General features: G+C 43.7%; 14 protein-coding genes and 1 pseudogene. 10 read left to right on the top strand and 5 right to left on the bottom strand.

Translation table 11 applies throughout. The features are described from left to right. Nucleotides 1–327: 327 nt before the first annotated feature. From A1232T_RS03745 to gloA, 7 genes are all read left to right on the top strand, one after another. Nucleotides 328–867: a shikimate kinase gene (locus A1232T_RS03745; protein WP_077448130.1), complete on the top strand. Its 540-nt coding sequence runs from the start codon at nucleotides 328–330 to the stop codon at nucleotides 865–867. A 95-nt stretch (nucleotides 868–962) separates the two neighbouring features. Continuing rightward, a complete protein-coding gene (gene aroB, locus A1232T_RS03740; RefSeq protein ID WP_077448129.1) occupies nucleotides 963–2,039 on the top strand; it encodes a 3-dehydroquinate synthase in 1,077 nt (358 codons plus the stop codon). A gap of 117 nt (nucleotides 2,040–2,156) precedes the next feature. After that, nucleotides 2,157–3,281, top strand: coding sequence for an NADH-quinone oxidoreductase subunit E (locus A1232T_RS03735; protein WP_077448128.1), 1,125 nt, complete (start codon nucleotides 2,157–2,159; stop codon nucleotides 3,279–3,281). A 746-nt stretch (nucleotides 3,282–4,027) separates the two neighbouring features. Then, entirely contained in the window at nucleotides 4,028–8,566 is a 4,539-nt protein-coding gene (gene gltB / locus A1232T_RS03730; RefSeq protein WP_077448127.1) for a glutamate synthase large subunit, read from the top strand. A gap of 215 nt (nucleotides 8,567–8,781) precedes the next feature. Next, entirely contained in the window at nucleotides 8,782–10,200 is a 1,419-nt protein-coding gene (locus A1232T_RS03725; protein WP_077448126.1) for a glutamate synthase subunit beta, read from the top strand. 273 nt (nucleotides 10,201–10,473) lie between these two features. Then, the gene (locus A1232T_RS03720) at nucleotides 10,474–11,121 is read left to right on the top strand and encodes a carbonic anhydrase (protein ID WP_077448125.1); all 648 of its coding nucleotides are present in this window, start codon (nucleotides 10,474–10,476) and stop codon (nucleotides 11,119–11,121) included. 138 nt (nucleotides 11,122–11,259) lie between these two features. Then, the gene (gene gloA, locus A1232T_RS03715; RefSeq protein ID WP_077448124.1) at nucleotides 11,260–11,805 is read left to right on the top strand and encodes a lactoylglutathione lyase; all 546 of its coding nucleotides are present in this window, start codon (nucleotides 11,260–11,262) and stop codon (nucleotides 11,803–11,805) included. A 91-nt stretch (nucleotides 11,806–11,896) separates the two neighbouring features. Here the strand turns inward: gloA and A1232T_RS03710 are convergent, their stop codons facing one another. The 3 genes from A1232T_RS03710 to ribA all read right to left on the bottom strand — a co-directional run bounded on the left by A1232T_RS03710 (nucleotide 11,897) and on the right by ribA (nucleotide 14,250). Further along, nucleotides 11,897–12,346, bottom strand: a complete 450-nt coding sequence (locus A1232T_RS03710) for a c-type cytochrome (protein ID WP_077448123.1) — start codon at nucleotides 12,344–12,346, stop codon at nucleotides 11,897–11,899. A 156-nt stretch (nucleotides 12,347–12,502) separates the two neighbouring features. Continuing rightward, nucleotides 12,503–13,513, bottom strand: coding sequence for an oxygen-dependent coproporphyrinogen oxidase (gene hemF, locus A1232T_RS03705; protein ID WP_077448122.1), 1,011 nt, complete (start codon nucleotides 13,511–13,513; stop codon nucleotides 12,503–12,505). Between the two features lie 53 nt (nucleotides 13,514–13,566). Continuing rightward, nucleotides 13,567–14,250 carry a GTP cyclohydrolase II gene (gene ribA / locus A1232T_RS03700; RefSeq protein ID WP_077448121.1) on the bottom strand — a complete coding sequence of 228 codons (684 nt, stop codon included), beginning with the start codon at nucleotides 14,248–14,250 and terminating at the stop codon, nucleotides 13,567–13,569. 733 nt (nucleotides 14,251–14,983) lie between these two features. Here ribA and dxs point away from each other — a divergent pair. Continuing rightward, nucleotides 14,984–17,092, top strand: coding sequence for a 1-deoxy-D-xylulose-5-phosphate synthase (gene dxs, locus A1232T_RS03695; protein ID WP_077448120.1), 2,109 nt, complete (start codon nucleotides 14,984–14,986; stop codon nucleotides 17,090–17,092). Between the two features lie 95 nt (nucleotides 17,093–17,187). Further along, complete coding sequence (locus tag A1232T_RS03690; protein WP_077448119.1) at nucleotides 17,188–18,018, top strand: inositol monophosphatase family protein; 831 nt, start codon at nucleotides 17,188–17,190, stop codon at nucleotides 18,016–18,018. A gap of 125 nt (nucleotides 18,019–18,143) precedes the next feature. Here A1232T_RS03690 and purU read toward each other — a convergent pair whose 3' ends face one another. Beyond that, on the bottom strand, nucleotides 18,144–19,028 hold the full coding sequence (gene purU, locus A1232T_RS03685; protein WP_077448118.1) for a formyltetrahydrofolate deformylase: 885 nt from the start codon (nucleotides 19,026–19,028) through the stop codon (nucleotides 18,144–18,146). A gap of 253 nt (nucleotides 19,029–19,281) precedes the next feature. Continuing rightward, the gene (locus A1232T_RS03680; protein WP_077448117.1) at nucleotides 19,282–19,473 is read right to left on the bottom strand and encodes an excalibur calcium-binding domain-containing protein; all 192 of its coding nucleotides are present in this window, start codon (nucleotides 19,471–19,473) and stop codon (nucleotides 19,282–19,284) included. Nucleotides 19,474–19,988: 515 nt separating this feature from the next. Between A1232T_RS03680 and A1232T_RS03670 the strand changes: the two are divergent. Then, nucleotides 19,989–20,315: pseudogene (locus tag A1232T_RS03670) on the top strand (RNA-guided endonuclease InsQ/TnpB family protein); the annotation flags it as partial.

Here is a 20,315-nt window from a genome sequence, read left to right as displayed (position 1 = left end):
GTCTGTTAAGGGAGGATGCAGTAAAGGTCGCCCGTTGACGCAGAAAACAAGTGGAATCCGTGAGGATGCCACCTAAGAGCTTTTGCTTTTAGAATCCCCCCACTTGAGCCATGCGAAAGTGGTGGGAGTATGTCAATATTGTGCGTATTGGTTATTTATTATAATTGGCCCCTAGTTTTTAAAGATAGCTTTAATAGGCTAGTTAATCAGAAGTTTAAAAAATCAGATTTATTCCTCTGCTGTTTTTAGTTTGATGGGATTGTTCAGCTAAGCAGGACTAAGTGAAAAAATGCCTGTATAATCTGTGAATTTATGTGAGAGATAATAATGCAATCGACATTGCCGTCATTATTTATTGTGGGCCCTATGGGAGCAGGGAAGACCACGATTGGAAGGTTGTTAGCAAAGCACTTAGGTCGCAATTTTATAGACAGTGATCACTATATTTGTGAACAAACTGGCGCGGATATTCCTTGGATTTTTGAAAAGGAAGGTGAAGCAGGTTTTAGAGAGCGTGAGGCAAGAGCCATTGCTGAGCTGACTGAGTTGCCAAATGTCGTATTGGCGACGGGTGGTGGCGTCGTTACTCAATTACAAAACCGTGAAAATTTAAAGAAGCAAGGCATCACTATTTATCTAAGAGCCAATGTCGATGTGCAATTAAAAAGAACTTCCAAAGATAAGTCGCGCCCCTTATTAAACCATCCGAATCCACGATCAGTATTACAATCCTTATTTGAAGTACGTGACCCTCTATATCTTGAGGTTGCGGATATTGTGGTGGAAACAGGGGAGGGCTATCCCAGATATATGCTAAAGAAAATCATGGAAGCTTTAAAACAAAAGTATCCTGAGCACTTTGCGTAAGGATAAAAGGCCATTGCCGCAAATGAAAAGCCCTCTTTGAGCTTTATAACAGCCAAAAGTCGCTTGTCGCAGTCAAAAGTAGATAGGGAAGAGAGATGAAAGCTAATTTAACCGTACACACCCAAAGTCACGACTATCCGATCATTATCACCAGTCAGTGTGATATGGCCAAGGAGGTAGCTCCTTATATTAAAGGCAAGCAGGTGATGGTGGTGACGAATACCACGGTAGAAAAGCTGTATCTCCAAGATTTAGTGAATGGGCTTGAAGCCGACTTTGAAGTGTTAAGTGTGGTGTTACCCGATGGCGAGCAGTACAAGACTCAGCAATATATCAATAAGATTTATGATGCTTTAATGGACAATCATTGTAGCCGTGATGTGACTTTGATTGCTCTTGGCGGCGGGGTTATCGGGGACATGACCGGCTTTGCGGCAGCCTCCTTTATGCGGGGAGTGAATTTCATTCAAATCCCGACCACCTTATTGTCACAAGTAGACTCTAGTGTTGGTGGCAAGACCGGTATTAACCACCCCAAGGGTAAGAATATGATTGGGGCATTTTGGCAGCCACAAATGGTCTTGGCTGATATGCACACTTTGACTACGCTGCCGCAGCGTGAACTGTCAGCAGGTATGGCGGAAGTGATCAAGTATGCCTTGATTATGGATGCAGACTTCTTAACTTGGTTAGAAGACAATATGTCAGCGCTGATGTCTTTGGATAAAGTTGCCTTGGCTGAAGCGGTCGCAAGATGCTGTCAATATAAAGCAGATATTGTGGCTCAAGATGAGCGTGAATCTGGCAAAAGAGCCTTATTAAACTTCGGTCATACCTTTGGTCATGTGATTGAAACTCATGAAGGCTATGGTAAGTGGCTGCATGGTGAAGCTGTGGCAGCTGGCATGGTACAAGCCGCTCAACTGTCGCAGCAAATGGGCTGGATTAGTGAGCAAGACGTGCAGCGTATTAGCGAGGTTCTTAAAGCGGCACAGCTGCCTATTAAACCACCAGCTATTGATACCCAAACTGCCTTGGGCTTAATGCAACACGATAAGAAAGTTAAGTCAGGACAAGTTCGATTGATTTTGTTAAAATCAGTGGGTGAAGCCGTGGTTACAGCTGACTTTGATCAGACACTGCTTGAGGCAGTCCTTACTGACACAGTATAATAGGCTCGTGTACTACCATTTAATTAATTATTTTTAATAACCCATAGTGACTATTTAATCCCTATGGGCTGTGATGACCCTCTTTTTTAATAACTTTCTATTTACTGGATTTGCTCTATGGCAATCACTCAAGGCTCTTCTACTAATAGTCCTGATAAGTCGCAAAAGAACAAAAGACGCTTTGTGGCAAGCGCCTGGCTTATTATGGCTTTATTAACAGGGGCAGCAGCTCTGGCTTTGTGGATGTTTAGTTCAGCCCCTGTCTTTGAAGAAGAGAAAGAAGCTGAAAAAGAGGCCCCTGCCGAAGTGTTGGCCTCCAATATCGAGCAGGTGAAGCATATTGATCAGCTCAACGAGCTAAGCGAAGACGTTAAACCCATCTCATTTGATGCCTTGGTTCGAGATTTACGTGACTATCCTGCTGAATTCAAAGATGCTAAGTATCTAAAGAAAAACAAGGGTAAATGGACCGTTCAGGTGATGGATGTGTCTGAGCACGAGATTATTACAGATTATCTAGGCTCACGTGATGACAGACATAAATTCGCCTATTTCCGTTATCGTGACTCTAATAATCAGCCTCGTTACTTGTTGACCTATGATGTTATGGGTAATAAACAGCAAGCCAATAATGCGGCTGACAGCGTTGATTTTGGGTTACCAGCCAACGTAAAAGTGATTCCTGAAGAGATTTCAGACTATTTAGACGTTATTGAAAACTATGAGTTAACGGGGCCTGTAAAAGACTTATCGAGAAATAGAACGCGACAAGTAAAATTACAGCCTACTAAGAGAGAGCTGGCTCCTCGTCGCAGTGCTAGCCAATCACAGTCTACTCAGACCAGTGATAATAACAATGAGCGTCCTGCTAGCCAGAGTAACAATAGCTCGTCTCAGTCGAGCCAGCCACAAGCTGCTAATACTCCGATTAGAGACTCAAGCGATACGAGTGATACGTTATCGGTTCAAGAAGAGCGTAAGGTAGTTGCGCCAAGCTCAAATGATGAAAATGCGGCGCCCGCTCAGCCTAAAGAGCCAACCAAGCCAAAAGCGGAACCGACTAAGCCCAAAGCGGAACCTAGTAAGCCAGCGACTGAGCCAACCAAGCCAAAAGCTGAGCCAACTAAGCCGCAAGAAAAGCAAGAGAAAAAACCAGCAGAAGGGAATAAAAACAACCAAAAACCTGCTAATAGTGGCGAAGGCGATAGCATTAAACAGCTTATTGAACAAAAATCTGAATAATTAATTTACGACTAATCTGCGAGATTTAAAAAAAGGCACTCTAAATGGAGTGCCTTTTTTTATGACTTTTTTTTGGATCAAATTAGCCATAACTTTAGAAGCGCTTTATTAATTTCTTATCTTTTCTTGCCCTTTAATAGTAAGGCATGAAAACATTTCTTACTCATGCTAAGACCATTAAAATTACACAATCTAATTCAGCAAAATAGTTTTTCTAAACACTGTAAATTCAAAAAACCATTAGTTGATAAGGGTTTGTGCAAATATAAAATGTCACGAAAAAAACCAAAGCAGTCATTAAATTTCACTGGATTTTATAACTATGTTTCTCTAATATGGTTTATATGACGTTTAGCAATGCTATCGCAGAAGTGCTGATTATGGATAGTTGATACGAATATTTTTGGCTATTTTATGGCGTTGCTCTACTCATTATTCCGTCATTATTTACGACGCTTTATTAGATGATGAATAGTTACCTTGTACGGCCGATTAAAGTGTTAAATATTATCCCAGCTTTGTCTGCACTATTAGGTAGGGTATTGATGTTTAAACGATATATTGTTGTTAAGCATTGAACTCACAAAGCGTCATAGTCATTAATATGTAAAGTGAGATGTCTATTCGAACTCTCTATTTTTTGGCTCACTTCCTACCACAGCTGTTATACCTATCCCTATAGCTGTGCCTATCTCGAACGCTCATAGGTGATGAGAATATTTCATCACATGATTAAAGGACATGCCATGACACAGAATTTTATAGCCCATTCTGCCGCCCAAAATTACCCCGATAGCCAACCTCCTCAATCTTCTACAAAATCCTCCCCTCAAGATCTCCCCACATATTTAGCCTCTCCTGAAGACTTCAAAGACAACTGCGGCTTTGGCCTAGTAGCTCATATTGAAGGCAAACCTAGCCATCATTTAGTAAAAACAGCCATCCACAGCTTAAGCTGTATGACTCACCGCGGTGGGGTTGCTGCTGATGGTAAAACTGGAGATGGCTGTGGTTTATTATTGGCCAAGCCAGTTGATTTCTTCCACACTGTGGCTTCAGAGATTGGGCTTGAGCTTGATGAAAACTTTGCTGTGGGTATGGTGTTTTTAAACCTAGATGAAAATTTAGCAGCCTATAGCCAACAAGTATTGAATAAAGAAGTTGAGGCGCAAGGCCTAACCGTTGCTGGCTGGCGTGATGTGCCGGTAGATTTATCCATTGTTGGTGAGATTGGTCTTGAGACTCTACCGCAGTTTAAACAGATTTTCGTTAATGCGCCAAGTGACTTAAGCAGTGAGGATTTCAACCGCAAACTGTATGTAGCGCGCAAAAAAGCAGAGCTGGCGTTGACTGACGATGATCTGTTTTATGTGACTTCATTAAACTGTCAGACGGTGATTTATAAAGGTTTAGTTATGCCTTCTGACTTGCCGGCTTTTTATAGTGATCTACAAGACACTCGCCTGCATTCTCATATTGTGGTATTCCATCAGCGCTTTTCAACCAACACGTTACCCCGCTGGCCATTGGCTCAGCCATTCCGTTACTTAGCACACAATGGGGAATTAAACACCATTACGGCTAACCGTAACTGGTCTGTGGCCCGTACCCCAAAACTTGAAACCCCTAAATTACCTGAGATTACTCAGCTACATCCCTTGGTAAATCGTACGGGTTCTGACTCTTCGAGCTTAGACAATATGCTTGAGGTGCTTATTTCAGGCGGTATGACTTTATTCCACGCCATGTCAATTCTAGTGCCACCCGCTTGGCAAAACGTAGACAGCATGGATATGGACTTGCGTGCCTTCTATGAGTTCTACTCACAGCACATGGAGCCTTGGGATGGTCCAGCCGGTCTGGTTATCCAAGATGGCCGTTATGCCGTGTGTATGCTAGATCGCAATGGTCTACGTCCTTCACGCTGGGTGACCACAAAAAATGGTTATATCACCGTCGCTTCAGAAGTGGGCGTATGGGATTATGATCCTAATGATGTGATTGCCAAAGGCCGAGTGGGACCAGGTCAAATGCTGGTTATCGATACCTTAAATGGGGAAGTGCTAGACGATCAGGTAATCAGTAATCGTTTGAAAAAGGCAAATCCTTATCGCAAATGGCTACGTGAAGAAGCCACTCGCATTCGTGAAAATGAGCAAATAGAAGAAAAACTGCTTGAGCAAGGGGTACGTGGTGAGCCGCTTAAAGCGCTACAAAAGATGTTTAACATCACCAATGAAGAGCGCACTGAAATCATTCGTCCCAATGCCGAAAATGGCCAAGAGCCGGTAGGTTCAATGGGGGACGATACCCCTATGGCTGTGCTGTCTAAGCAGGTCCGTAACGTAGCTGACTTCTTCCGTCAGCAGTTCGCTCAAGTGACCAATCCACCGATTGACCCATTACGTGAGTCTATCGTGATGTCGCTGCAAACCTGCTTAGGGGCAGAGACCAACATCTTTAATCCAACCCCTCGTGATGCCCACCGTATTATCCTGTCATCACCTGTGTTGTCACCTAGCAAAATGCAGCAGATTGAAGCTTTAGATGATCCTGCTTTTATCAGTCAGCGTATCGATATCAACTACGATGAGTCGTTAAGCTTAGAGGTAGCGATTAAGCAGATTTGTGAGCAAGTAGAGCAGGCTATTTTAGATAACAAAACCCTTATTATCTTGTCCGATAAAGGCATTGGAAAAGGTAAACTGCCAGCCAATGCTATTTTAGTGACAGGGGCGGTGCATCATTATCTGATTGAAAAAGGGCTGCGTACCGATGCCAACTTAATCATTGAAACAGGTATTGCTCGTGACTCACATCAAGTAGCGGTACTGATTGGCTTTGGGGCAACCTGTGTTTATCCGTATTTGGCTTATGATGTTATCTCAGACTTAGTGTCTTCAGGGGAGTTGTTAGGCGATCCTCTGCAAGCCCGAGCTAATTTCCGTAAAGGCTTAGATAAAGGTCTGCTAAAAATCTTATCCAAAATGGGCATTTCAACGATTGTCTCTTATCGTGGTGCTCAACTGTTTGAAGCTGTCGGTTTATCTGATGAAATTGTGGAGCTGTGTTTTAAAGGGGTGCAAAGCCGAATCAAGGGAGCGACCTTTGAGGACTTAGCCTTAGACCAAGCCTTACTGGCCAAGAATGCCTTTAGCCGTCGCACGCCGCTGGATCAAGGCGGTATGCTGAAGTTTGTCTTCAACAAAGAGTACCATGCGTTTAACCCTGACGTGATTAACACCTTGCATAAAGCAGTGCGTACTGGGGATTATGAGAACTATCGTGAGTATGCCAACCTAGTTAATATGCGTCCTGTGGCCACGTTACGTGACTTATTACAGCTAAAGTCAGGCAACAGCATCTCAGTAGATGAAGTAGAAGATATTGAGCACATTCTACCTAGATTTGACTCTGCAGGTATGTCGCTAGGGGCTTTATCACCTGAAGCGCATGAAGCCATTGCGATGGCGATGAACACCATTGGCGGTCGTTCAAACTCAGGTGAGGGCGGTGAAGACCCAGTACGTTATGGCACCATGCGTAACTCAAAAATCAAACAGATTGCGTCTGGTCGATTTGGGGTAACACCAGCTTACTTACGTTCTGCCCAAGTGTTACAGATTAAAGTAGCACAGGGGGCAAAACCAGGTGAGGGCGGTCAGTTGCCTGGGGGTAAAGTTAACTCCCTGATTGCACGTCTGCGCTACTCAGTACCTGGGGTGACCTTGATTTCACCGCCACCGCATCATGATATTTATTCTATTGAAGATTTAGCGCAGCTTATCTTCGATTTAAAACAAGTGAATCCAGATGCGCTAGTTTCAGTGAAATTGGTATCACGCCCTGGTGTGGGTACCATTGCTACTGGGGTTGCCAAAGCTTATGCCGACTTAATTACTATTTCTGGCTATGATGGCGGTACAGCAGCCTCTCCACTGTCCTCTATTCACCATGCCGGCTCACCTTGGGAATTAGGTTTGGCGGAAGCGCATCAGTCGTTACGAGTAAATGGTTTACGTGACAAAGTGCGTATGCAAACCGATGGGGGCCTAAAAACAGGTCTGGATGTGGTAAAAGCAGCTATCTTAGGTGCAGAAAGCTTCGGCTTTGGCACCACGCCTATGATTGCTGTTGGTTGTAAATACTTACGTATTTGTCACTTAAATAACTGCCCAACAGGTGTGGCTACGCAGCAAGCACGTCTGCGTGATGAGCACTTCATCGGTGAAGCGGAAATGCTAATCAACTTCTTTAAGTTTATCGCAACCGAAACCCGCGAGTGGCTAGCCTTCTTAGGGGTTCGCTCGATGGAAGAGTTGGTGGGTCGTACCGACTTATTAGAGGTGCTTGAAGGCACCACTCAAAAGCAGCGTAACCTAGATTTATCTCCTTTATTAAACAGTCATCCTGCTGCAGAAGGTAAGCCGCAAACTTGCCAAGTAGAGCGTAATCAGCCCTTTGATAAAGGACTGTTGGCTGAAAAAATGATTGATGACATGATTGTCCCGATTCGCCAAGGTCAAGGCGGAACTTTCAGCTATCAAGTGGGTAACTGTGACCGTTCAATTGGTGCACGTATCTCAGGTGAGATCGCTCAGGTTTGGGGCAACTTAGGGATGTCAGACAGTCCGATTAAGCTGCATTTGGCAGGAACAGCCGGTCAAAGCTTGGGCGTATGGAATGCTGGTGGCTTAAACATCGAGCTTGAAGGTGATGCCAACGACTATGTCGGTAAAGGTATGGCGGGCGGTGAGATTGTGATTTATCCGCCAAGAGGTTCAACTTTTGCGTCACAAGAAACAGCCATTATCGGCAACACCTGTTTGTACGGGGCAACGGGCGGTAAGCTGTATGCTTCAGGCACGGCAGGCGAGCGTTTTGCCGTTCGTAACTCAGGTGCCCATGCGGTAGTAGAAGGGGTGGGTGACCACTGCTGTGAATACATGACCGGTGGTGTGGTGACGGTACTGGGTAAAACTGGGCTAAACTTTGGCGCGGGTATGACCGGTGGTTTTGCTTTCGTTCTAGACTTGGATAACACCTTCTTTGATCGTTGTAACCACGAGCTTATCGACCTGCATCGCATCTCAAGTGAGCAGACCGAAGAGCATCGAATTTACTTAAAACAAATCATTGAAACCCATGTCGAAAAAACGGGCAGTGCTTGGGGTCGTCAAATATTAGCCGACTTTGAACACTATGTACGTAAGGTCTTTTTGGTGAAACCCAAAGCTGCAAATATGGCGTCCTTACTCCATAGCACCACGGCCGATCCACAATAAGTTTAAAGCCAAGCCCTAAGCTGTGGTCTTGACAATTTGAGACCATAGCCACTTAACCGGTAATTGCTTGACTTTTACCCAGTATATTTTGTCCAAATAAAGGTAACCAGTCCTTCGTGCGGCAGGTTTTACGAGAAGTAGATGATTTAGAGCAGCCTTATATTTTGGCCCTAATTATCCTGACCGTGATACCAACTTAAGGAGACAAAACCCTAATGAAGCGTATCAATAATAACTTTCAGTTTTTAGACGTACCTCGTCGTGAGCCTGAGAAAAAAGACATCGTTACTCGCTCAACTGAATTTGTAGAGATTTATACCCCTTTTGATTCTCAAGAAGCAGCACAGCAAGCCCATCGCTGCTTAGAGTGTGGTAACCCTTATTGTGAATGGAAATGCCCAGTTCACAACTACATTCCAAACTGGCTGAAAATGGCCACTGAAGGTCAAATCTTCCAAGCAGCCGAGCTTTGTCACCGCACCAATACCTTGCCTGAAGTGTGTGGCCGTGTGTGTCCGCAAGACAGATTATGTGAAGGTGCTTGTACTTTAAATGATGGCTTTGGTGCTGTAACCATTGGTAATGTTGAAAAGTACATTAATGACACCGCTTTTGCTTTAGGCTGGCGCCCAGACATGAGCGATGTGGAGTGGACGGATAAAAAGGTGGCCATTATTGGTGCCGGTCCTGCCGGTCTAGGCTGTGCAGATATCTTGGTTCGTGCTGGCGTGAAGCCGGTGGTTTTTGATAAACGTCCAGAGATTGGCGGCCTATTAACCTTCGGTATTCCTGAATTTAAAATGGAAAAACAAGTGATGCGTAATCGCCGCACTGTGTTTGAAGGTATGGGTATTGAGTTTCGTTTAAATACTGAAATTGGCACCGATGTGACCATTGATGAGCTGCTAGAAGAGTATGATGCGGTGTTTATGGGTATGGGGACCTATACTTATATGCGCGGCGGCTACCCCGGTGAAGAGCTTCATGGTGTCCACGATGCCTTAGATTACTTAATTGCCAACGTGAATCGCTGCAATGAGTGGGAACAAGACCCTGGAGAGTACATCAATCTAAAAGACAAAAAAGTAGTGGTGCTTGGTGGAGGCGATACTGCCATGGACTGTAACCGTACCGCAATCCGTCAAGGCGCAGAACGAGTGGTGTGTGCTTATCGCCGCGATGAAGCCAATATGCCAGGCTCGCTACGCGAAGTAAAAAACGCCAAAGAAGAGGGCGTTGAGTTCTTATTCAATCGTCAGCCAACTCAAATTGTGGGTCTAAATGGTCAAGTTACTGGAGTAAAAGTAGTAACTACTCAACTTGGTAAACCTGATAACCGTGGTCGTCAGCGTCCTGAGCCCATTCCAAACTCAGAAGAGATTATTGAGTGTGATGTGGTGATTATGGCCTTTGGTTTCCGCCCAAGCCCAGCAGATTGGTTTAAGGCCAGTGATGTGGCGACGGATGAATCAGGTCGTGTGTTAGCCGCTGAAGAGCAAACCTTCAAGTTCCAAACTAGCAACCCAAAAATCTTTGCTGGAGGGGATATGGTCCGTGGTTCTGACTTGGTGGTGACAGCCATTTGGGAAGGCCGTGAAGCTGCCAAAGGTATCTTGGATTATTTGGAAGTTTAAAATCAGTTTGGTCGTCAATTAGACAAGCTATTCAATTTAATAACTTCGTTGATATAAAGCCCTCTAGATGAGGGCTTTATGCTGTCTAACTGGAGAGCAGATGGGCAGGGGATTTGAATAGAGCTGTTTTGGGCTGTCAGGTTGTCGCGGTTAGGTTTTACACAACTATTGTTCAGTGTCTGTAAAGCTGGCGATATTAATGACAAAGAAACACATAGCCCTATGTTAAAATTATGACCCATAACCTTTTTTAATTGTCATGAGATTACTATTATGCCATCAAGAAACGCAGGAGATAGACCTAAAACAGGGGAAGAGGCCCTAAAGTGGTTAAAAGTGGGCAATGCTCGATATGTAAAAAGTCTAACTGATCCTGAACATCCGGTACCCGCTCGCCATGAATTAATTTCAGAGCAAGACCCTTTTGCCATTATTCTGGGCTGTTCAGATGCCCGTGTTCCAGTAGAAATAGTATTTGACCAAGGCCTTGGAGATTTGTTTGTAATTCGAGTTGCTGGTAACGTGGTAGCGCCTTCTCAGATTGGCTCAATTGAGTTTGCGGTTGAGAAGTTTGGCACCCGTTTGGTTGTGGTGCTAGGCCACTCACATTGTGGTGCGGTTACGGCGTGCGTAGAAGCCTTGATGAACCCAGAACAAAACTACACCACCAACTTGCAATCTATCGTTGATCGCATCCGTCCGAGTGTCTATAACTTGCATGAGCTTGCCACTGCCAAAGGGGGTGAGGTTGATAAGCAGGAGCTTATTGACAGCTCAATCAGTGCCAACGTGCGTATGTCGGTCAGTCAATTAAAGCACGCGTCACGTCTGCTCGAGGATATGAACCGCACCGGTGAGTTGCTAATTGTAGGGGCAGAGTATAACTTAGATACTGGAGAGGTAGAGTTCCTGCCTATGTAGCTGTTACGGCGCATAGAGTTGAATTGCAATAAATAAGAGCCATAAAGGTAGTAATAGGGGCTGCAGATTTTAGTAACTGCCGCCCCTTATTTAAAGCCACCTTTTTTATTGAATAATTGATAACCAAAGGAAATAATAATGTCTGTTACTTATATTGATCAACCAAAAAACTCTGCACAAGTAGAAGGGGTTAAGCCAATTGCCTCAGCCACTACGGGCTATACGTTTAACCACACTATGCTACGTGTCAAAGACCCTAAAGAGTCTTTAGCCTTTTATACGGGTGTGTTGGGCATGACGCTACTTACCATCAAAAAATTCCCTGAAATGGAGTTTGATCTTTACTTCTTGGCTAAGCTAACAGAAGAAGAGCGCGCTAATTTACCTGAAGATGAAGACTTGGCTATCTACACCTTCCGTCAGCGTGGTATTTTAGAGCTTACCCATAACTATGGCACCGAAACACAAGAAGGCCGTATTTACCATGATGGTAATGCTGAACCTCAAGGTTTTGGTCATATCTGCTTTAGTGTTCCTGATTTAGACGCTGCAGTAGCTTGGTTTGATGAGAATAACGTAGAGTTCAAAAAGCGTCCTGAAGAAGGAAAAATGAAAAACGTAGTATTTATCAAAGATGTCGATGGCTACTGGATTGAAGTGGTACAAGCTGATTTAATGGGCTGATTTGACAGCTTAATAGATAGCAAAAATCAATAGATAGCAAAAAGCCCTGAGAAATCTCAGGGCTTTTTTATGGGTTACAGCAAAGAGACTGTTAGCTTTTTGGCTGTTTGAAGTCTTCGTGACAAGACTGACAACCGTCACCCACAGGTTTTAATGCAGGCAGTACTTCTTCTAAAGTAGTCGCATTTTGTGCAGTAGTGTTTAATTCTGCGGCGGCTTGCTGGAAGTTTTCAGCCTGAGTTTTGAAGCCATCAGCATTGGTCCAGACTGCTTCAGTAGCGCCACCCATTTCATTTTGGTCTGTGAAATGGCCCCAAGGCTTGTCGGCCGTTTCTGCTACGAACTGGGCATTTTCTTGGAACTTAGCCAGATCAAAAGTATCAGGGGCTTCAGCCATACCGCCCATAACACCCATAGCATCTTTCCAGTCTTTCATAGCGTCTTGGCGAGCGCTAACGTCTGGGTTTGTACCTCCAGAGCATGCTGCTAAAGTTAAAGTTAGGGGTAGAGCAGCTGTTAATAGAAGTGATTTAATTTTCATAGCAGAGTCCTTGCTGTTATATTTATTAAGAGGAATTAAGGGTTTATATCCTGAGCAAAACTAAGGTTATAAGCCCGTCATATTACCAAAAATACTTAGATTATCACACTAATAATGTGGTTATCTTGTTATGAAATATAATGATTCTTCTTATTATTAAGCGTTGTCTAGATTAAGCCAGTCACGAGGTTTGAGATAAAAATCGGTTAACTCATATTCAGCAGTGCCTGGCTCAGGTTCGTAGCGATACTGCCAACCTGTTAGCGGCGGAAGACTGACCAAAATTGATTCGATACGGCCATTGCTTTGTAAGCCAAATAAAGTGCCACGGTCATAGACTAGGTTGTATTCTACATAACGGCCACGACGATATAACTGGAATTCGCGTTGCTGCTCGGTATACGGCAGATCTTTGCGTTTTTCAAAGATAGGTAAGATGCCGTCTAGATAGCCTTGGCCGACTGCTTGCATGTGCTTGAAACAGGTTTCAAAGTCCCAGCCGCGGCTCGCGGTATTTACATCATCATAAAACAGACCACCAACCCCGCGCTGCTCATTGCGATGACGTAAATAAAAATAATCATCACACCATTTTTTGAATTCAGGATAAACCTCATCTCCAAATGGCGCAGATAGGTCGTGACAGACTTGATGCCAATGTACACAGTCTTCTAGTACAGGATAAAATGGGGTTAAATCAAAACCGCCACCAAACCACCAGATTGGATCTTCGCCTTCTTTTTCGGCGACAAATAAGCGAACGTTAGCATGGCTGGTCGGCACATTTGGGTTACGAGGGTGCACCACCAATGATACGCCCATGGCTTGAGCTTTACGACCCGCAATATCAGGGTGACGGGCTGTGGCAGTCGCTGGCAAGTTGCTAATGTGAATGTGACTAAACATCACTCCAGCTTTTTCAATAACCTTACCCTCCGCCATAACACATGAGCGGCCACCGCCCCCTTCAGGACGATTCCAGTCATCGGGGGTAAAGGTTGCTGTCCCACCGCCTTCCGCCTCTTGTTGCTCTAGCGCTTGGCAGATGTTCGCTTGTAGCTGAACCAAAAAGTCACGTACCCGCTGAATGTCATTTGCAGTAGGGGTGCTGCTTTTATCAGAAGTGTTTTGTGAAAGATCAGAAGTTCCGATAGAAGAAATAGTCATGCCGTACTCCGTTAAAGGATTCAGTTCAGAGGGTAGAGAGGGGAAGGACAAAGTTATTGGTCTGAGGTGGGCTTGAACACTAAAGAAGAGATGTCACCAGCCAATTGATGCCCCATACGCTCTCTTTTGGTCGCCAAGTAGTCTACATTGAATGGGTTTAACCCCACCACAAGAGGAATACGCTCTACCACCTCAAAGCCTAAGTCCTCTAAGTAACTTAGCTTATCAGGATTATTGGTTAGTAGGCGCAGTTTGCTAATCCCTACATGATCCAACATAGGTTTGCACATCTCATAAGTACGCGCATCAGCAGGCAGCCCCAACATCAGGTTGGCATCTAAAGTGTCATGGCCTTGGTCTTGCAAAGCATAAGCACGAATCTTGTTGGTAAGCCCTATGCCACGACCTTCTTGACGCAAGTACAAAATGGCCCCACAGCCTTCTTTTTGTATGGCCTGCATCGTCGCGTTAAGCTGAGGCCCGCAGTCGCACTTCAAGGAAGAAAAAGCATCTCCAGTTAAGCACTCTGAATGGATACGCACTAAGGGGGCGGCTTGCTCAGCTGTTTTGGGTGCATCGGGGTCTAAAGGCAGACCACAAGTCAGCATCACGTGCTCTTGACTCTCCTCATTCTCAAAGACATGGATGTCAAACTCTCCATGAACTGTGGGAAGTTTTGCCTTACTAATAAACTTATAAGGAGAGTGCTTTTTGGTTTCTGAAAATTGTTGAGACATTACAGACCTAAGGAGTCATATTCGTGAATAAGGGTAGGGTTTAGGTTGATATATCAATACAAACTAAGCGTCTATGGGGGTGCTAGCCCCGCTATACTTCACCGACCTATGTGAATTACATACAAATTTCACATAGCAAGTCCGATGAATAAAGCGTTAAATGAAAAAAAATGGTATTATGCCATACTCTTAATCCCGATACAGTGTTTGCTTGACCTCAGCTTGGTTATCTGACATAGGATATCCTTGCAGAATTGGCCTTAGCGTTCACTATAATATGATTCTTTGATTAAGGCGGTATGGCGTATCATAGCCATTATAACTTATCATAGGGAAGTAAATGACGGCAGTTAACCAAATATCAAGTGACTAAACCATACAACCTAGAATTCATAGGCGAATATTGGCTTGTTATTTAAAGAATATTTGGTAGCTAGCAGCTTTAATTGTGATTAAAAGCTTTAGCATAATGACTGCTGAAATAACGAATACTGGAACGGGTTTTAATCTGTGCAGAAGATGCATAGGTCTGATATCTTAGCAATGTTCAGCGGTAACTCTGGGCAGTTGTAAAAAACAGATACATTATTTTTACCCATATTCACCCATACTGATGCTTCGCTTATGGTTTGGTAAATTTTACCTCGATATGAGCAAATCGTGATATTAAGTCCGTGAAAGTCACTTAATATACAGCGTCGATATACTAAGATTAGTAGGTTTTTTAAGGTCTATGCAGCAATATTCTAACTCAACTAAGCCCAAGCCTGCGCCCTCGCATCAAATGGACTCATCCTCTGTAGATAGCAGTGCTGATGTGGCGATTTCTGAGTCTGTGGTTAATAAACCAACAGCAATGCGTCTTTTTAGTGAAATTCCTACTTCACGTCCTACTACTCCGTTATTAGACACGATAAACTCGCCGGCTGACTTAAAACCATTAAACCAGCAGCAACTGCTTACCCTAGCGGATGAATTGCGTGAATATTTACTTTATTCTGCAGGTCAAAGTGGTGGGCATTTTGGCGCCAACCTAGGTGTAGTCGAGTTAACCATCGCTTTGCACTATCTGTTAGATACCCCAAAAGACAAACTGGTCTGGGACGTGGGCCATCAAGCCTATGCCCATAAAGTATTGACCGGTCGTCGTGACCGCTTATCGACCATACGCTCTAAGCAAGGTCTTACTGCCTTCCCTGAACGCCAAGAATCAGAATACGACACCTTCGGTGTTGGTCACTCTTCAACCTCTATCTCTGCTGGTCTTGGTATGAGTCTGGCTTTACGTCATTTAAAATCAGATGCCAAAGTGGCTTGTGTCATCGGTGATGGCGCTATGACGGGCGGTATGGCTTTTGAAGCCTTAAACGATGCGGTGCAACAAGACGCTGACTTACTGGTTGTGCTTAATGACAATGACATGTCAATCTCCTGCTCAATCGGCGGATTTTCGCGTCACTTAGCAATGCTTTGGGAGTCGGGTTATCAGGTGGATATTACCGCAAAAGGTAAGCCTAAGTTAACTCATCGTCCCGAAATGCCATTATCTGAGCGTCGTGCGCGTCACAGTGCCTTACGTGATATCCCCAAAGTAGCAGACAACCTATTCAAAGCGATTGGCTTTAGCTATTTTGGCCCATTTGATGGTCATGATTTACCAGAGCTATTAAGAGTACTAGAGTGTGCCAAAAACGTCTCTGGCCCAGTTTTAGTACACGTTTATACCACTAAGGGTAAAGGTTTTATTCCTGCTGAAGGCGATCCGGTTAAATACCATGCCATCAGCAAGATTCTGCAGCAACCAGAAGCACAGCAAGCTCAATCAGAGGCTACAAAACCTGTAGTGAAGAAGAAGTACTCACAAGTGTTTGGTGAGTTTCTTTGTGATAAAGCTGCTGTGGATAATAAACTCATTGCCATTACGCCTGCGATGGAAGAGGGCTCTGGTATGACCGAGTTCGCTCAGCAGTATCCTGAGCAATTCTTTGATGTTGCCATTGCAGAGCAGCATGCAGTGACTTTGGCTGCTGGTATGGCCACTTTAGATGTGAAACCCATTGTGGCGATATACTCTACCTTCTTACAGCGTGGCTATGATCAGCTGATTCATGATGTTGCTTTACAAAACCTAGATGTGACTTTTGGTATTGATAGAGCAGGTCTGGTCGGTGAAGATGGTGCCACACATGCTGGCGTGTTTGACTTAGCCTATATGCGCTGTGTGCCAAACTTAGTTATTGCCACGCCTAAAGATGAAAACGAGTGCTATCATTTATTAAACACTTGTTATGACTATAAGGGCGCGACAGCGGTACGCTATCCTCGTGGTACAGGTCCTGGTGTAGAAATCACCAAGCCTGCACAAAATTATGAGGTGGGTAAGGCTGTGGTAGATGCGGTTTATCAAGCGCAAGATTCTGCCCAAAACAGTAACTCACAGAAGTTAGCCCTATTGGCCTTTGGTCCGATGGCCGCTACTGCCGATGCTGCCGCAAAAGCCTTGATGGCTGAAACCGATTTACAAGGTCCTGCTGAGATTAGCGTGGTTAATATGCGCTGGGTAAAACCACTGGACACTCAGCTAATTGATGAGCTAATCGCTAAAGGCTATACCCATATTGTGACTCTTGAAGAGCATGCAGTAATGGGCGGTGCAGGTAGTGCCGTAAATGAATACTTGTTAAACCACACCTCAGGTATTGAGCAGCAGCTTGATATCAAAAACATTGGTATTGCCGATGAGTTTATTGCTCATGGCAGTCACGATGAGCAGTTGGCAGATTGTGGCCTAGATGTGGCTGGCGTAACCTCACAATTACGCCGCTTATTTGCAGCCCAATAAATCAATCTTTTAAGTGATGACACTTATATCAATTAACCTTAGCTGAGCATTTCAGCTAAGTTTTCAACCGCTTTAATAGAGCAAATAGGAAAATTATGGAACCAATGGTCGTAATAGCAGCACGTGCTGCTGAAAAAGTCGGTGCGGAACTATTAAAAGCGCATCATAACCGTCACAAAATTGAATTCGATACCGAATCAAAAGGCCTTGAAGGTCTTGTCACTAAGATTGACCGCTTTAGTGAAGAGTTGACCATCGAAACATTGAAGTACAACTATCCTAATCATTCTTTCTTAGGCGAAGAATTTGGCCTACAAGAAGGTCAAGGTAGTGATTCAGAGTGGTGCTGGATTATTGACCCATTAGATGGCACACATAACTTCGTACACGGCGTTCCACATTTTTGTATTTCTATCGCAGTGCAGCACAATGGTGTGACTGAGCATGGCGTGATTTATGATCCAGTTCGTGATGAAATGTTCTCAGCCAGCCGTGGTAAAGGAGCTCGTTTAAATCAGCGTCGTTTACAAGTTAGCCAACGCAAAACGATCGAAGGCGGTCTATTCACTACGGGTCACCCAATTGAGCGTCAAGAAGGGGATAAAGTAGTCTCGTATGCAAAAGAGCATTTTGCTACGCTACAAAAAATTGCTGAAGAAGGCGGTCAGGTTCGCCGTTTAGGTTCAGCTGCTTTAGACTTAGCTTATGTGGCCGCTGGTCGCTTTGATGGTTACTTCGAAATGAAGTTGAAGCCTTGGGATATCGCTGCTGGTGAGTTAATCGTTAATGAAGCGCGCGGTGTGGTTGTCGATCATCACGGCGCTCATAATTCGATGGAAACGGGCTCTATCTTTGCTTGTAACGTAAAACTGTTAAAGCCATTGATGCAAATGGTTGTGCCTACTTGGGGTAATGCGGTTCGCTAATCGTTTTTAAATAGCGAGTCATCATAAAAAAAGCCAACAGCGTATCCGCTGTTGGCTTTTTTTTATTTGTAGACTGGCCTTGAGAGAGATAATTAGACCAGTCTTTTTCATTAGAGCTTTTAGGGTTAACTAAACACCACCGTTTTATTACCCGTAACAATAACTCGGTTTTGCACATGCCAGTTAACCGCACGTGCCAGTACATTACGCTCAACATCACGGCCAATAGCACGCAGCTCGGTCACGCCTTGGCGGTGGGTGACACGGTGCACATCTTGCTCAATAATAGGACCTTGGTCTAGGTCGGCAGTCACGTAATGCGCCGTAGCACCAATAAGTTTCACTCCTTTATCAAAGGCTTGACGGTAAGGGTCTGCACCTACGAAAGCAGGTAAGAACGAGTGGTGAATATTAATAATCTGCATTGGCCAGCGATTAACAAAATCTTCAGATAAGATTTGCATGTAACGCGCCAATACCAGTAAATCATTACCGGCCATGATTTCGTGAATCTTCTCTTCGGCTTCTACTTTAGTGTCTTTGGTCACCGGAACATGATGGAAAGGAATACCGAAGTTTTCTACCGCTTGGCGTAGGTCATCATGGTTGCTGACCACACAGGTGATATCGCAGTCCAGTAAGCCACGCTGATGACGCCATAATAAGTCGAGTAGGGCATGGTCAAATTTTGATACTAGGATACCCACTTTGGTCTTAATCGCATTGTCGTGCAAGCGCCACTCCATGTCATAACGCTTAGCAACCGTGTGCGAGAAACTGGCTTCAAAGTTTTCGATTATTTCACTCAAACCTGCCAAAGCAAACTCTAAGCGCATGAAATATTGTCCGCCTTCGTGTGCAGTTGAATATTGGTCTAAAGTAATGATATTGGCGCCATAACGATGAATGAATTCAGAGACGGCTTGGACGATACCGGCCTGGTCTTTACATTTAATTAATAAAGTGGCGGTGTCGATGGCAGGATTTTGTGTTTTTGTATTGTTTGACATGAAGCACTCACTAAATGATGAGATGAAAAAAAGCAGACAGTCATTGACTGCCTGTCTTAAAGGGTATTTGAAAAAGTATGAATCACACTAAAATGATTAACTATATAAAGACTATTATAGCAGTTACCGATAAGGGTGGAATTGACAATAAATCAACAGATTAATAGATTTGTTCAAACACATATAACTAAGTAACCCACTCTTGAGTGGGTTACTTAGTTATGCTTTGAAGGATAGCGAAGGTAGATATCTGTTATTTAAGGGCTTCGCAGGCAATGCCATCTTTGTCTCGATCAAGCCCCTTATATCCTGGTTTCTTTGCATCAAAATAAGCCTGAGCCTCTTTTTGAGACTTAAAATCAGAACATTTAACTTTAGCAGCATGTGCAGGTAGGCTGGCTGACAGCAATATTAGGCAAAAGGTACCCATCAAAGTTTTATTCATACGACTCACCCTATAACTAATAATTAAATTATAAAAATAAAGTATATTATAATATATATTAATTATATCAATATTTTAGGTTAAAGCCACAATAAAATAAGGGAATAAGTGAGAGGTATTAATATAAACCAAAATATTGGCTTATATTAATCTTATACTTGAGCCTGTTGTATTATGATAGCTTAATATTAAAATAAGAAAATTTTAGCGGTGATAGTCATTTAGTGGAGTGATGGGTGGGAATATGGCTTTTATTTTTAATGTTTACCTTATCTTGTTTTTGATAATGCCTTTTGTGGTGATATTTTGGTTGATACGTCCTGCTTACTTTCCTTTTGTGGCTGATATTAATAACCCACCAAGTAGACTAAAGATTTTGGGTTTATCTTCTTTAGTTTTTATCACCAGTCGCCGTAAAACCACCCACTTCAGGGGGTGGATATAAGGCGACACACACTGTCGTAAGAAGTCGTTAAAGGGTTGTAAGTCAAAATTAAACTTGCCATACTAAAGATATGAAAACCCTCAAGCTACGCATTAAAGACAAGCACATAAAAGAGCTGAATCAGCTAAGCGGTTCGGTAAACTTGGTGTGGAACTATGTTAATGCGTTAAGTTTTGAGCATCTAAAACGTACCGGTAAGTTTTTTAGTGCCTATGATCTAAGTGAGTATACCAAAGGAAGTGGCGAGTATTTAAGATTACACAGTCAGACCTTACAGGCCATTAACGAGATTCACGCGAAGGCCCGAAAACAATTTAAAAAAGCCAAACTTAACTGGCGTACCAATCGTCCTGATGCCAAACGCAAAACACTGGGCTGGATACCTTTTAAAAAGTCT

The sequence above is a fragment of the Psychrobacter pasteurii genome, assembly GCF_900162815.1.
In the GTDB taxonomy this organism is placed as follows: domain Bacteria; phylum Pseudomonadota; class Gammaproteobacteria; order Pseudomonadales; family Moraxellaceae; genus Psychrobacter; species Psychrobacter pasteurii.
Note: the sequence above shows the minus strand (reverse complement) of the source record. Positions and strands in the feature narration are given on the sequence as shown.